The following is a 12,747-nucleotide window of genomic DNA, read 5'->3' on the forward strand; positions in this document are numbered from 1 at the left end:
CCGTACCTCGCGCCACCGACACCGCTCGGCACCTGGTCTCGCCGGTGTACCAAACTCCTGAGATATCGGCCGCTCCCCCCGCGCACGGGTGCCTCCAGGTCCTGAGGAGTCAGGAACTCAGGAGTACGGCCCGCCCGGCCGCCCCGCAACGACGGATGCCACGAGGCCCAGGCCCCGTGGCATCCGTCGTACGAAGAACCGGCGATTACGGCGCGGTCGCTCCGGCGGCGATGTTGTCGTCGTAGTCGACGTCCTTGGTCTCGGGCGAGAGCACGAGCGCGATGAGCGTCAGCACACCCATGGCCGAGAGGTAGACGCCGACGAGCCACGGGTTTCCGTCGCCGGCCGCCCACAGGGCGACGGCCACGATCGGTGCCAGGGCCGCGCCGAGGATCGACGAGACGTTGTACGAGATCGCCGAGCCCGTGTACCGCACGTTCGTCGGGAACAGCTCGGGGAGCACGGCGCCCATCGGACCGAAGGTCGCGCCCATGAGCAGGAATCCGACGATGAGGAACGACTGCACGAGTACGCGGGTGAACGCGGGGTCGGCGTGCGGCACGAGGAAGAACGAGAACGTCAGGCCGAACACGATGATCGCGAGCGTCACGCCGATCAGCAGGCGCTTGCGCCCGATGCGGTCGGCGATCGGGCCCGACAGCATCGTGAAGATCCCGAAGAACACCACGCCGATGATCTGCATGATCACGAAGTCGGTGTAGCCGAAGCCCAACCCGGGAACGTAGGCGGCGGCATCGAACGGCGTGCCGGCCTTCTCGGCCGCGGCCTGCGCGCCCTCGAGGGTCGCCTTGGTGCCGTACGACAGCGTGAAGCTCGTCATCAGGTAGAACAGCACGTAGGTCGCCAGCATGATGAACGTGCCGAGGATGAGCTGCTTCCAGTTGCGGCGCAGCGCTTCGCCGAGCGGGAACTTCTTGATCGCGCCGGTCTTCTCGGCCTTGGCGAACGACTCGCTCTCGACGAGGCGCAGGCGCACCCACAGGCCCACGATCACCATGACGGCCGAGAAGAGGAACGGCACGCGCCAGCCCCACGCGAGGAACTCGGCCGAGCGCTGCGCGGTGCCGTCGGGGTGCGGCAGGGCGAAGTTGATGAAGAGGAACACGCCGTTGGCGATGATGAAGCCGATCGGCGCGCCCAGCTGCGGGAAGGTGCCGAACAGCGCGCGCTTGCCCTTCGGGGCGTTCTCGGTCGCGACCAGCGCCGCACCCGACCACTCGCCGCCGAGGGCGAAGCCCTGGGCGAGGCGCATCACCAGCAGCAGGATGGCCGCCCACACGCCGATGTCGTTGAACGTGGGGAGCAGGCCGATGAGGAAGGTCGCGACACCCATCGTCAGCAGGGATGCCACGAGGGTGGCCTTGCGGCCGAACCGGTCGCCGAAGTGGCCGAACACCACCGCGCCGAGGGGACGCGCGACCATGGCCGCGCCGAAGACGCTGAACGACAGCAGGAGCGACGTGGTCTCGTTGCCGGTGGGGAAGAAGAGGATCGGGAAGACGAGCACCGCCGCGGTGGCATACGCGTAGAAGTCGTAGAACTCGATCGTCGTTCCGATGAGGCTCGCGGTGATGACGCGCGAGCGCGGGTTCGCCGGAGCCGAGGAGGAACGGGTGGAGGGGGAAGAGGTGGTCATGACAGCCTGACGGGAGGGTCGATCGTTCGCGTCCGAGGTGGGGCGCAGCGGTGGCGCGGAACGATCGCGGGGGTGTGCGAGATCGAGCGCGCGGCGGGGGCACCGGGAACGTCCCCGTGTGAGGGGCGTGAGGCGAACCAGTCTATGCGTGCGCTGAGCGTTCGTCGGGTTTCGCCTGGCAATGCGTGCCGCCTGTCGCGCGCTCCGAGCCAGATGACACCGTCACCGGCTCACACCGGGGCGCGGAATGTTCACCGGGGCGTCCGTCGACCGCCCCGGTGCACGTTTCGCGCCCCGAACCCGCGCCCGCCCGCCGCGCCGCCCGCCGCGCCGCCCGCCCGCCGCGCCGCGCGTCAGCCGCGCAGCTCCCGCAGAACCAGGGCGGTGCGGACCGCCGCGTCGGCGGCCTCCTCGCCCTTGTCCTCCTTCGAACCTTCGAGCCCGGCCCGATCCAGACCCTGCTGCTCGTCGTCGAGGGTCAGCACGCCGAATCCCACGGGCTTGCCCGCGTCGAGGGCGACGCGGGTGAGGCCGTCGGTCGCCGCCGACGACACGAACTCGAAGTGCGGCGTGCCGCCCCGGATGATCACGCCGAGGGCGACGACGGCGTCCGCGCCGCCCTCGAAGGCGGCCCGGGCGGCGACCGGCAGCTCGAAGGAGCCCGGAACCCGCACGACGCGGTACGTCGCACCGGTGGCATCCAGGACGCGCTTCGCCCCCGCGATCAGGCCGTTCGTGATGACCTCGTGCCAGGTACCGGCGATGACGACGACGTTCAGGTCCGACGCGTCGACGCCGCCGGTCTCGGGTGCTCCACTGCCGGCCATCAGGCGCTCTCTTCCTTCATGTGCGCGAGGGCGTCGCGCAGGTCGTCCTCGGCGATGATGTGACCCATGCGATCGCGCTTGGTCTCGAGGTACTGGTGGTTGTTGGGACCGACGCCCACGAGCAGGGGGACCTGCTCGACGACGTCGAGGCCGAGGGCGCGCAACTGCATCACCTTGTCGGTGTTGTTCGTCAGCAGGCGCACCTTGTCGACACCGAGGTCGGTCAGGATGCCGGCGGCGGCGGCGTAATCGCGGGCGTCGGCGGGCAGGCCGAGCGCGAGGTTGGCGTCGACGGTGTCGAGGCCGCGCTCCTGCAGGTTGTACGCGCGCAGCTTGTTGATGAGGCCGATCCCGCGCCCCTCGTGACCGCGCATGTAGATGACGATGCCGCCGTCGCGGTCGATCGTGTCGAGGGCGGCGTCGAGCTGCGGGCCGCACTCGCACTTCAGCGAACCGAAGGCTTCACCGGTCAGGCACTCGGAGTGCACCCGCACCAGCGGGGCCTGCTCGGTCAGGTCGCCCGAGACGACCGCGAGGTGGTCGGTCCCGGTCACGCGGTCCTTGTAGGCGAGGAAGCGGAACGTGCCGTGCGAGGTGGGCACGTTGGACTCCGCCCGCAGGCTCACCCGGCGCCGCGCGGGAGCCGTGACCGGCAGCGGGTCGGTCTCGTTCAGGTAGCCGATGAGCTGCTCGATGGTGATGACCGGGATGCCGTCGCGCTCGCCGAGCTCGAAGAGTCCGGGCAGGCGCATCATGCTGCCGTCCTCGGCGACGACCTCGGCGATCGCGCCGACCGGCTCGAGGCCCGCGAGACGCATGAGGTCGACGGCGGCCTCGGTGTGACCGGCGCGCTCACGCACACCGCCGTCGACGGCCCGCAGCGGCAGCACGTGCCCCGGACGGATGACGCTGGTCGGCACCGACGCGGGGTCGGCGAGCACGTTGAGCGTGCGCGCGCGGTCCGAGGCGCTGATGCCGGTGGTCACGCCGGAGGCGGCGTCGACGCTCACCGTGTACGCGGTGCCCCGGGCGTCTTCGTTCACCGCCACCATGGGCGGCAGATCCAGGCGGTCGGCCCACTCGCCCGGCATGGGGGCGCAGACGTAGCCGCTCGACCAGCGGACGGTCCAGGCGAGGGCCTCGGGGGTCGCGAGCTGGGCCGACAGGATCACGTCGCCCTCGTTCTCGCGGTCCTCATCGTCGGCGACCAGGATCGGTCGGCCCTGACGCAGGGCCTCCAGGGCCTCGGGGATGGTGGACAGGCTCATGCGGAGCCCCTCTCGGTCGATGCGGCCGCAGCCGCGGGATTCTCGGTCGTACGGAAGGCGAGCATGCGCTGCACGTGGCGCGCGAGGATGTCGGTCTCGAGGTTGACGGGGGTGCCGGCCTGGGCGCGGCCCAGGGTCGTCGCCTCGAGCGTCTCGGGGATGAGCGAGACCTCGAGCCACGGGTCGGACTCCGCGGCGTCGCTGACCGCGCTGACGGTGAGCGAGACGCCGTCGATCGCGATGGAGCCCTTGTCGACGACCAGGGGGGCGAGGTGAGCCGGTATGCCGACCCGCACGACGCTCCACTGCGCACCCGGACGCACCTCGCGCACCACCCCGGTGCCGTCGATGTGGCCCTGCACGATGTGACCGCCCAGGCGCCCGTGCGCGGCGGTGGCGCGCTCGAGGTTGACGGGGAGACCGGGGGCGACGCCGGCCAGCGTCGACATGTCGAGCGTCTGCTTCATGACGTCGGCGGTGAACCAGTCGTCGCCCTGGTCGACGACGGTGAGGCACACGCCGCTGACCGAGATCGAGTCGCCGTGGCCGGCATCCGATACCGACAGCGGCGCGCGCAGCGTCAGCCGCACCCCGTCGCCCGAGGGCTCCACGGCGGTGACGGCGCCGATCTCTTCCACGATTCCGGTGAACATCAGGATTGTCCCTCTCGATCAGAGCTGGGGTGGGCGACGATCAGCAGGTCGTCGCCGAGGTTCTGGATGGATGCCACGCTCAACCGCCGGGCGTCGGCGATGGTCGGCACGCCCACGTCGCCGAGCGCGAGGCGCGATCCGCCGAGCAGCACGGGGGCGACGTAGACGAGCAGCTCGTCGGCGAGGCCCGCGCCGACGACCGCGCTCGCGAGCGTCGGACCGCCCTCGACGAACACCCGCTGAACGCCTCGCGCTCCGAGGTCGGCCATCACGGCGGCCACATCGTGGGTGGCGTAGAACAGGGGCTCCCGCGGGTGGCGGCGCACCGCGGCATCCGGGGCCGTGTCGCGTCGTCCGACGATCACGGGCGTGGGCTGCGCGTCGAGCAGCGAGCCGTCGTCGGCGCGGGCGGTGAGAGCGGGATCGTCGGCGTGCACGGTGCCGGTTCCGGCGACGATCGCGTCGGCGGCCGCGCGTCGCGCGTGCACGTCTCTCCGGGCGGCGGGGCCGGTGATCCACTGGCTCGTGCCGTCGTCGGCGGCGGCACGACCGTCGAGGCTCTGCGCCCACTTCACCGTGACGTGCGGGCGGCCGGTGCGCACGAGGGCGGTCCAGTCGTGCACGACGGACTCGGCGGCATCGCGCTCGATCCCGGACTCGACGTCGACGCCCGCCCGACGCAAGCGATCGGCTCCGCCCGAGGCGGCGTCGGTGGGGTCGTCGAGGGCGTAGACGACGCGGGTCACACCGGCGTCGATGAGGGCGAGCGCGCACGGACCGGTACGGCCGGTGTGATTGCACGGCTCGAGGGTCACCACGGCGGTCGCGCCGCGGGCCGCGCCCGGGGCGAGCTGCGAGAGCGCGTCGACCTCGGCGTGCGCGGTTCCCGCGCCACGGTGGAAGCCCTCCGCCAGCACCTCGCCGGCGGGGGAGAGGATCACGGCGCCCACCTGGGGGTTCAGCCCGCGCGGGCCGCGCCGGGCGAGCTGCAGCGCTCGCCTCATGGCGTCGATCTCGACGGCGGATGCCATTCCCTTGTCCTTCCCGCGAAGTCGGGGCAGGGCCAGCGGGAAGGCGTGTCACGCCGTCCGTGCTGCCTCCTATCCGGACTAGCGACGGATACCCGTCGCATCACCGTCGGTCCCGGAATTCCACCGGATCGGCCCCACCACCGAGGTGGAGGGGTTCGCGGACTGTCACCGCCGGTTCGGATTCTCACCGACCCCGGAGCACGTTGTTGCTCTTCGAAGTCTAGTCAACGCATCGTTTCGAGGTTCATTCCCGAAACGCAGTGACACGCGACGGGGGCTCGTCCGCGCGTCTACTTGAGCAGCCGCGACAGGCGCCGGTCGGCGAGGAGCTTGCCGCCGGTCTGGCACGTGGCGCAGTACTCGAGCGAGTTGTCGGCGAAGAACACGCTGCGCACCTCGTCGCCGCAGACCGGGCATTCTTCGCCGCGTCGGCCGTGCACGCGCATGCCGCGTCGCTTCGCATCCTTCAGCTGGGCGGGCGGTTTGCCCCGAGCTTCGTGGATCGCCTCGGCCAGGGTCTCGGTCATCGCGGTGAAGAGGCGGTCAACCTCGTCGTCGGTGAGCGTCGCCGCCAGAGCATAAGGAGACATTCTCGCGGCGTGGAGGATCTCGTCGGAGTACGCGTTGCCGACGCCGGCGATGATCGACTGGTCGCGCAGCACGCCCTTGATCTGCGTGCGTCGCCCGGCGATCAGCGCGCCGAAGGCGGCGCGGTCGAAGCCCGCGCCGAGGGGGTCGGGGCCGAGCCGTGCGATGCCCGGAACCTCGTCGGGCGTGCGCACCGCGTACACGGCCAGTGACTTCTTGGTGCCGGCCTCGGTGAGATCGAACCCCGAGCCGTCGTCGAAGCCCACGCGCAGCGCGATCGGCGTCTTGCCGGGCTTGATGATCGTGGTCGGCAGGGCGTCGTACCACCGCAGCCATCCGGCCTTGGCGAGATGGAACACGAGATGGAGCCCGGCATCGGTCGTGACGTCGAGGAACTTGCCGTGACGATCGACGGCGGTGATCGTGGACCCCACCAGCGCGGTGAGCGGGGGGTCGTAGGTCTTCAGCGCGTTGATCGCCGACACGGTGGCTTTGTCGACGCGCAGCCCCGTGATGCGTCCGCGCAGGAACTCGACGAGTCCTTCGACCTCTGGCATCTCCGGCATGGGGCCATCGTGTCACGCAGCCCCGACATCGCGGGCGGGTCTTGCGCGCGGGCAGGATGCCGTGCGGCCGCTCCCCGCGGTCACCGGCGTCCGGTGACCGCCGCGTCGCTGCCGTTTCGCCGACGCGTGCGGGCACGCACGACGACGAGTCCCGCGACCAGGCTCAGCACGCCGGCGCCGAGGGCGACGCCGTCGATCGACGTCCCGCTCTCGGCGAGCCGGCCCGGGGGAGGCGCCGCGGCCGGCGCGGCGGTCGGGTCGGGCGCGGGCACGGCGGTCGGTGTGGGAACGGACGTCGGCGTGGGCACGGACGTCGGCACGGGCGTGGGCGTCGGCGTCGGCGCGGGCGGCAGGACGGCGGCGACCGTCGCGACCGCGTCGGTCAAGCCGGCCCCCGAGAAGCGCGACGCGTCGAGCGTCGACGGCCACGGCGAGGCGAACGCGTCGGCGCGGGCACCGTCGACGAGCGCGTCGCGCAAGGCAGCCGGCGTCGTGCCGGGTGCCGCCTGCACAGCGAGAGCGGCGACGGCGGCGACCGTGGGAGCGGCGGCAGACGTGCCGAAGAAGAGGTTCTCCTCACCGTCCATCGGCAGACTCACGGGCAGGCCGTCGACTCCCGCGAGCGCGGGACCGGGCACCGTCGTCGCCGTCGGCACGCCGAACAGGGTGGTGGCCGGGCCGGCCGACGAATAGGTGCCGAGCGTGAGGTCGGAGGCGTTGACCGCGGCCACGGCCAACGTCGCGGGGTCGGCCTCGTGGCCGATCAGGCTCGCCCCGATGTCGTCGGTTTCGGTGGAGTGGAAATACTCCAGAGCGGCGACCGCGAGGAACCTCACGACGTTCGGCATCACGATGCTGACCGCCGGCGTCGACGCCTCGGGTGTCACCCGACGCACGATCGACACCTCCCATTCGGTCGGATCCGCCGATCCGAGGCCTGACAACGCCGAGGGAACGAGCGGCCGCTCCGGATCGGAGGCCCAGACGACCTTCAGCTCTCCGGTCGAGAGGTTCTTGACGCCCAACCCCAGGTGCGTCGTCACGGAACCCGCTTTCTGCGCCCAATGCAGGTTGGACAGGGTGGCGAAGCCCGGCAAGAGCGTCACCCCCAGACCCGGATCGCTCCCGGGGCCGGGGTCGACATCCATGCAGTCCACCGCGGTGATCTCCGGGGCCGAAGCGAGGGCGGACTGCTCGACATCGGCGGCGCAGGGCATCGGGCGGTACCGGCTCGACGACCATCCCGAGACCGGGTAGCCCGCGCTGGGGTATCCCTCCGCGCCGGGACGGCCGAAGTTCCCCGCGGCGGAGACGTACAGGACGCCGGCGTCCACGGCTCGCTGGACGGCGTATCCCGCCGCGAGACGCTCGTACGCGAGGTCGTCGTCGGCGGCGAGGTCGTCGACGATGATGTCGGCGCCCGCGTCGCGGAGGGCGTCGATGGCCACGGCGAGGCCCGCGTTGTCGCTCGTGGGGGGAGCGGCGAACATCAGTTCGGCCCCCGGCGCGATGCCGTGGACGAGCTGGGCCATCGCCCGGCCCTCGTCGCTCGCGCTCGTGGAATTCTCGAGCACCACCCGCGTGGGCGTGGTCCATCCGCAGGGGTTGCCCGGCCCGGGAAGCCATCCCGCTGCGACGTCGGCGGCGACCACGTCCTCGCCGGCCGTGCCGAACGAGTCCGAGATGACGCCCACTCGCACGCCGCTGCCGTCGACCCCGAACGTGCTCCAGGCATCACTGGCACGCAGGATGTCGGCCGCGGGCGCCGGCACGGGACGACAGTCGGTGCGGGCGGCCGCCTGAGCGGTGGTCGGCACGCTCAGGCCGACCAGCGCGATCAGTGCGATGAGAGCGGCGCGGCGCGAGGACGTCGGCGAGGGCACGGGGACTCCTGTCGGGACGGCGTCCTGCCGTCGCGCCATCGTACCGTCGGCGTGGCGGCTCGAACGGCCCGGCTCAGCCGCGGCGCAGCAGCCCGATCTTGTCGTACACGTCGGTGAGGGTCTTCTCGGCGACGGATGCCGCCCGCTCGGCGTTCGTGGCCAGCACGCGGTCGAGCTCGGCGGGGTCGGACAGCAGCTCGAGGGCGCGCTCGCGCACCGGCTCGAACTCGTTCACCACGACCTCGGCGAGCCCCTTCTTGAAGTCGCCGTAGCCGCGACCGGAGTACTCGTCCTCGATCGAGGTGATCTCGCGACCGGTGAGGGCCGAGTAGATCACGAGGAGGTTCGAGACGCCGGGCTTCTCGTCACGGTCGAAGCGCACGGCTCCCTCGGAGTCGGTGACCGCGCGCATGATCTTCTTGGCGCTCACCTTCGGCTCGTCGAGCATCCACAGCACGCCCGCGTCGGACTCGGCCGACTTCGACATCTTCGAGGTCGGGTTCTGCAGGTCGAAGATGCGGGCGGTTTCGCGCTGGATCATCGGCTTCGGCATGGTGAACGTCTGGCCGAAGCGCTGGTTGAAGCGCTCAGCCAGATCGCGGGTGAGCTCGATGTGCTGCTTCTGGTCGTCGCCGACGGGAACGACGTCGGTCTGGTACAGCAGGATGTCGGCGGCCATGAGCACCGGGTAGGTGAAGAGGCCGACGTTCGTGGCATCCGTGCCGTAGCGGGCCGACTTGTCCTTGAACTGCGTCATGCGCCCGGCCTCGCCGAAACCGGTGAGGGTCGACAGCACCCACTGCAGCTCGGCGTGGGCGGGGACGTGCGACTGCACGTAGAGAGTCGAGCGCGAGGGCTCGATGCCGGCGGCGATGTACTGGGCCGCGGTGCGGCGGGTCTTCTCGCGGCGCTCGGCGGGGTCGCCGGGCTGCGTGAGCGCGTGCAGGTCGACGACCGAGAAGAACGCGTCGTATTCGTCCTGCAGCTCGCGCCACTGCAGCAGCGCACCGATGTAGTTGCCGATCTGGAGGCTGTCGGCGGAGGGCTGCATTCCGGAATAGAGGCGCTGCTGAGTCACCCCTCGATCCTAGGCGTCGGTGCGGGGAGCACCGTTCTCGGGACGGCGTCGGCGGCGGTCGATGCCCCGAGCGCCACGCGACGACGACGCGACGGCATCCGGATGCCGGTGGGACCGGCGCCGGGCCTCAGGCGCCGAGCGTGTACTCGACGATCACCGGAGCGTGGTCGCTCCAGCGGGTGTCGTACGAGGCGGCGCGCTCCACGTGATAGCTCGTGACGCGCTCCGCGAGGGCCGGAGTGGCGACGTGGTAGTCGATGCGCCAGCCGCTGTCGGTGTCGAACGCCTTTCCGCGCATCGACCAGAACGTGTACGGGCCGTCGACCTCGCCGACGGCGCGACGACCCACGTCGACCCAGCCGAGGCCCGCGCCGGTGGAACCGTCGACGCCCTCGACCTGCTCGCCGGCCGGTCCGAAGAACCGGTCGAAGTACGCGCGCTCACGCGGGAGGAAGCCGGCGTTCTTGCGGTTGCCGCGCCAGTTCTTGATGTCGAGCTCGCGATGGCCGACGTTGAGGTCACCCGTGACGAGAGCCAGCTCGCGCTCCGAAGCCAGATCGGCCAACCGCTGCTCCATGGCATCGAGGAACACCCACTTCGCGTCTTGCTTGGGAGTGTCGACCTCGCCGCTGTGCACGTACGCGCTGACGATGGTGACGGTTTCGCCGTCGATGTCGAAGTCGGTCTCGATCCAGCGGCCCGAGGCGTCGAGCGGCTCGGGCCCGAGGTGGGTGCGCGTCGCGATACCGGGCAGCCGACTGATGATCGCGACACCGGCGCGGCCCTTCTGCAGGGCCTCGTCGTTGACGATCTGCCAGCCGGGCAGCGCCTCGGCCAGCTGTTCGGCGGTCGCCCGCACCTCTTGAAGGGTGACGATGTCGGCGCCGGAGGCGTCGAGCCATTCGGTCATGCCCTTGCGGACGGCGGCACGGATGCCATTGACGTTGACGGAGACGATACGTACGGAACGAGCCACCCGTCGAGCCTAGCCGCGGGGTCCGACATCGCCGCGGGTCTCGACGCCGCGCCGGAAGGCCGCCACCTCTCCGCTCTGCGTCAGTCGGGGATCAGCGACATGCGGCGGGGCGCGGGAACGTCCGCCTCGGCCCGGGCGAGGGTCTTCTCGGCCGCGGACAGCGCCCGCTTCGCGCGCCAGCGCCACGGCCACCGGGTGAGTGCCAGGGTCTTCCCGGCCTCGCGCACGCCCACCTGCGCCGCGATCACGAGGGCCGCCTGCTCCATGGCGCGACGGTCCTCGGGCGAGCGCAGGGGAACGTCGCGGTCGCCCGCCGCCACCGCGATCCACGCCGCCGAGACCAGGATGACGATCCCGATGAGGCGGAACCACAGAAGGAAGCCGATCAGGACCGCGAACGTGCCGAGCAGCGGGTTCGTGGGGGAGTACACGACGAGGAATCCCGCACCGACCTGCAGCAGCACCATGCCGGTCGCCCCGACCAGGGCTCCGGGCCAGGCGCGGCGCCACGTGAGGGTCGTGCCGGTGAGGAACCGGAACAGTGCGGCGAGGGCGACGGTGTTCACGGCGAACGCGACGAGCAGCGAGACGACCCGCGCGCCGACGGACCACCCGAGTGTCTCCCGGTCCCACCCGATGAACCCGAACACCAGGTCGACGGCACCGGTCGTGACCGAGCCGAGCAGGGCGCCCACGAGCAGCGCGAGCCCGAAGAGGATCGAGGCGACGAAGTCGCGGGCCTTGAGCAGCACGTAGTTGCGCATGTCGAAGGGAAGGCCGAAGGTGTCGCGCACCGCCCGGCGCGTGAACGTGACGAAGCCGATGGCCGTCCAGACGACGACGACCACGGCGACGATGCCCGTGATGGTGAGAAGCCGTCCGCTCTCCTGGGCGACGGACTCGACCTGCTCGCGATCGACGAGCCCGTTCTTGCTGATGATGCCGGGGATGTAGCTGTTGATGATCCCGATGAGCCCGTCGATGGCGCTCTTGCTGCCGCCGAGCCAGATGCCCACCCCGGCGAAGGCGAGGTACAGCGCCGAGAAGACGGCGAAGATCCCCTGGTAGCTCATACCCGCCGCGAGCAGGAAGCCGTTGTGCTGCAGGAAGTGCCGCCACACCCGGATCGGGAACCAGCGCGCGATTCGGGCGGCGCGGGCGATGGGCTGATCGAGGCGGCTGCGCACGGCGCTCTGCGCGGCCTCGAGCCGATCGCGCAGCGACGTGTCATCCTCACGGACCGCGGGCAGCGGCCGCGGATCGGGGTGGGTCTCGGTCACCCGTCGAGCCTAATGAATGGATGCCGTGGCCTCGCCGCGCGGGGACGCACGCCCGTGACGGCGACCTCCGTCGACGCCGGACCGCGTCGGGCCCCGGGGTCGAACGCCGAACGGCGGGGCGCCGAAGCGCACCCGCCGTTCGAGGGGGAGGGGTCAGCGACCGCCGCGGAGGACGGCCTGCTTGACCTCGGCGATGGCCTTGGTGACCTCGATGCCGCGGGGGCACGCCTCGGTGCAGTTGAAGGTGGTGCGGCAACGCCACACGCCCTCTTTGTCGTTCAGGATGTCGAGACGCACGTCGCCGGCGTCGTCGCGCGAGTCGAAGATGAAGCGGTGCGCGTTGACGATCGCGGCGGGGCCGAAGTACTGCCCGTCGGTCCAGAACACGGGGCACGACGAGGTGCACGCGGCGCACAGGATGCACTTGGTGGTGTCGTCGAAGACCTCGCGGTCGACGATCGACTGCACGCGCTCCTTGCCGGCCTCGGGCTTCGAGCTCGAGATGAGGAAGGGCTGCACCTCGCGGTAGGAGGCGAAGAACGGCTCCATGTCGACGATGAGGTCCTTCTCGAGGGGCAGGCCCTTGATCGCCTCGACGTAGATGGGCTGCGAGATGTCGAGATCCTTGATCAGCGTCTTGCAGGCCAGGCGGTTGCGGCCGTTGATGCGCATGGCATCCGATCCGCAGATGCCGTGCGCGCACGAGCGGCGGAACGACAGCGAGCCGTCGGTCTCCCACTTGATCTTGTGCAGCGCGTCGAGCACGCGGTCGGTGGAGTAGAGCTCCACGTCGTAGTCGACCCAACGCGGCTCGTCGTCGACCTCGGGGTCGAAGCGACGGATGTTGAAGGTGACGAGGAACGACTGGATCCCGGTGTCCTCCGGGGTCTGCTCGACCTTGTCGGAGGTGTCGACGCTCTCGATGACGGTGGATGCCATC

The 12,747-nt window shown here is 71.0% G+C and carries 11 protein-coding genes and 1 riboswitch; all 11 genes read right to left on the reverse strand.

The window, feature by feature from the left end; translation table 11 throughout:
- Positions 1-205: 205 nt before the first annotated feature.
- The gene (locus IFU19_RS09515) at positions 206-1,657 is read right to left on the reverse strand and encodes an MFS transporter (RefSeq protein WP_055834326.1); all 1,452 of its coding nucleotides are present in this window, start codon (positions 1,655-1,657) and stop codon (positions 206-208) included.
- 353 nt (positions 1,658-2,010) lie between these two features.
- Positions 2,011-2,484: a 6,7-dimethyl-8-ribityllumazine synthase gene (ribH, locus tag IFU19_RS09520; protein ID WP_192013524.1), complete on the reverse strand. Its 474-nt coding sequence runs from the start codon at positions 2,482-2,484 to the stop codon at positions 2,011-2,013.
- Positions 2,484-3,752, reverse strand: a complete 1,269-nt coding sequence (ribA, locus tag IFU19_RS09525) for a GTP cyclohydrolase II (RefSeq protein WP_192013525.1) — start codon at positions 3,750-3,752, stop codon at positions 2,484-2,486. Before ribA ends, ribH begins: the two co-directional genes overlap by 1 nt.
- The gene (locus IFU19_RS09530) at positions 3,749-4,405 is read right to left on the reverse strand and encodes a riboflavin synthase (protein WP_192013526.1); all 657 of its coding nucleotides are present in this window, start codon (positions 4,403-4,405) and stop codon (positions 3,749-3,751) included. Before IFU19_RS09530 ends, ribA begins: the two co-directional genes overlap by 4 nt.
- A complete protein-coding gene (gene ribD, locus IFU19_RS09535; protein ID WP_192013527.1) occupies positions 4,405-5,436 on the reverse strand; it encodes a bifunctional diaminohydroxyphosphoribosylaminopyrimidine deaminase/5-amino-6-(5-phosphoribosylamino)uracil reductase RibD in 1,032 nt (343 codons plus the stop codon). The genes IFU19_RS09530 and ribD overlap by 1 nt, the downstream gene beginning before the upstream one ends.
- Positions 5,437-5,492: 56 nt before the next feature.
- Positions 5,493-5,641, reverse strand: a riboswitch (FMN riboswitch).
- 85 nt (positions 5,642-5,726) lie between these two features.
- Positions 5,727-6,590 (reverse strand): Fpg/Nei family DNA glycosylase, encoded by an 864-nt coding sequence (locus IFU19_RS09540; protein ID WP_192013528.1) that lies wholly within the window; start codon positions 6,588-6,590, stop codon positions 5,727-5,729.
- Between the two features lie 80 nt (positions 6,591-6,670).
- Positions 6,671-8,473, reverse strand: a complete 1,803-nt coding sequence (locus IFU19_RS09545; protein ID WP_192013529.1) for a S8 family serine peptidase — start codon at positions 8,471-8,473, stop codon at positions 6,671-6,673.
- A gap of 73 nt (positions 8,474-8,546) precedes the next feature.
- Positions 8,547-9,551 carry a tryptophan--tRNA ligase gene (gene trpS, locus IFU19_RS09550; protein ID WP_082516487.1) on the reverse strand — a complete coding sequence of 335 codons (1,005 nt, stop codon included), beginning with the start codon at positions 9,549-9,551 and terminating at the stop codon, positions 8,547-8,549.
- A gap of 127 nt (positions 9,552-9,678) precedes the next feature.
- Positions 9,679-10,527 carry an exodeoxyribonuclease III gene (locus tag IFU19_RS09555; RefSeq protein WP_055936531.1) on the reverse strand — a complete coding sequence of 283 codons (849 nt, stop codon included), beginning with the start codon at positions 10,525-10,527 and terminating at the stop codon, positions 9,679-9,681.
- Between the two features lie 80 nt (positions 10,528-10,607).
- Positions 10,608-11,807 carry a YhjD/YihY/BrkB family envelope integrity protein gene (locus IFU19_RS09560; protein ID WP_192013530.1) on the reverse strand — a complete coding sequence of 400 codons (1,200 nt, stop codon included), beginning with the start codon at positions 11,805-11,807 and terminating at the stop codon, positions 10,608-10,610.
- A gap of 153 nt (positions 11,808-11,960) precedes the next feature.
- Entirely contained in the window at positions 11,961-12,746 is a 786-nt protein-coding gene (locus IFU19_RS09565) for a succinate dehydrogenase iron-sulfur subunit (RefSeq protein WP_055834355.1), read from the reverse strand.
- Position 12,747 lies beyond the last annotated feature (1 nt).

Source organism: Microbacterium sp. CFBP 8794, from assembly GCF_014841235.1.
Lineage (GTDB): Bacteria > Actinomycetota > Actinomycetes > Actinomycetales > Microbacteriaceae > Microbacterium.

Coding starts and splice junctions, on each gene's coding strand:
- IFU19_RS09515 (WP_055834326.1), bottom strand. CDS start 1,657: ATGACCACCTCTTCCCCCTCCACCCGTTCCTCCTCGGCTCCGGCGAAC.
- ribH (WP_192013524.1), bottom strand. CDS start 2,484: ATGGCCGGCAGTGGAGCACCCGAGACCGGCGGCGTCGACGCGTCGGAC.
- ribA (WP_192013525.1), bottom strand. CDS start 3,752: ATGAGCCTGTCCACCATCCCCGAGGCCCTGGAGGCCCTGCGTCAGGGC.
- IFU19_RS09530 (WP_192013526.1), bottom strand. CDS start 4,405: ATGTTCACCGGAATCGTGGAAGAGATCGGCGCCGTCACCGCCGTGGAG.
- ribD (WP_192013527.1), bottom strand. CDS start 5,436: ATGGCATCCGCCGTCGAGATCGACGCCATGAGGCGAGCGCTGCAGCTC.
- IFU19_RS09540 (WP_192013528.1), bottom strand. CDS start 6,590: ATGCCGGAGATGCCAGAGGTCGAAGGACTCGTCGAGTTCCTGCGCGGA.
- IFU19_RS09565 (WP_055834355.1), bottom strand. CDS start 12,746: ATGGCATCCACCGTCATCGAGAGCGTCGACACCTCCGACAAGGTCGAG.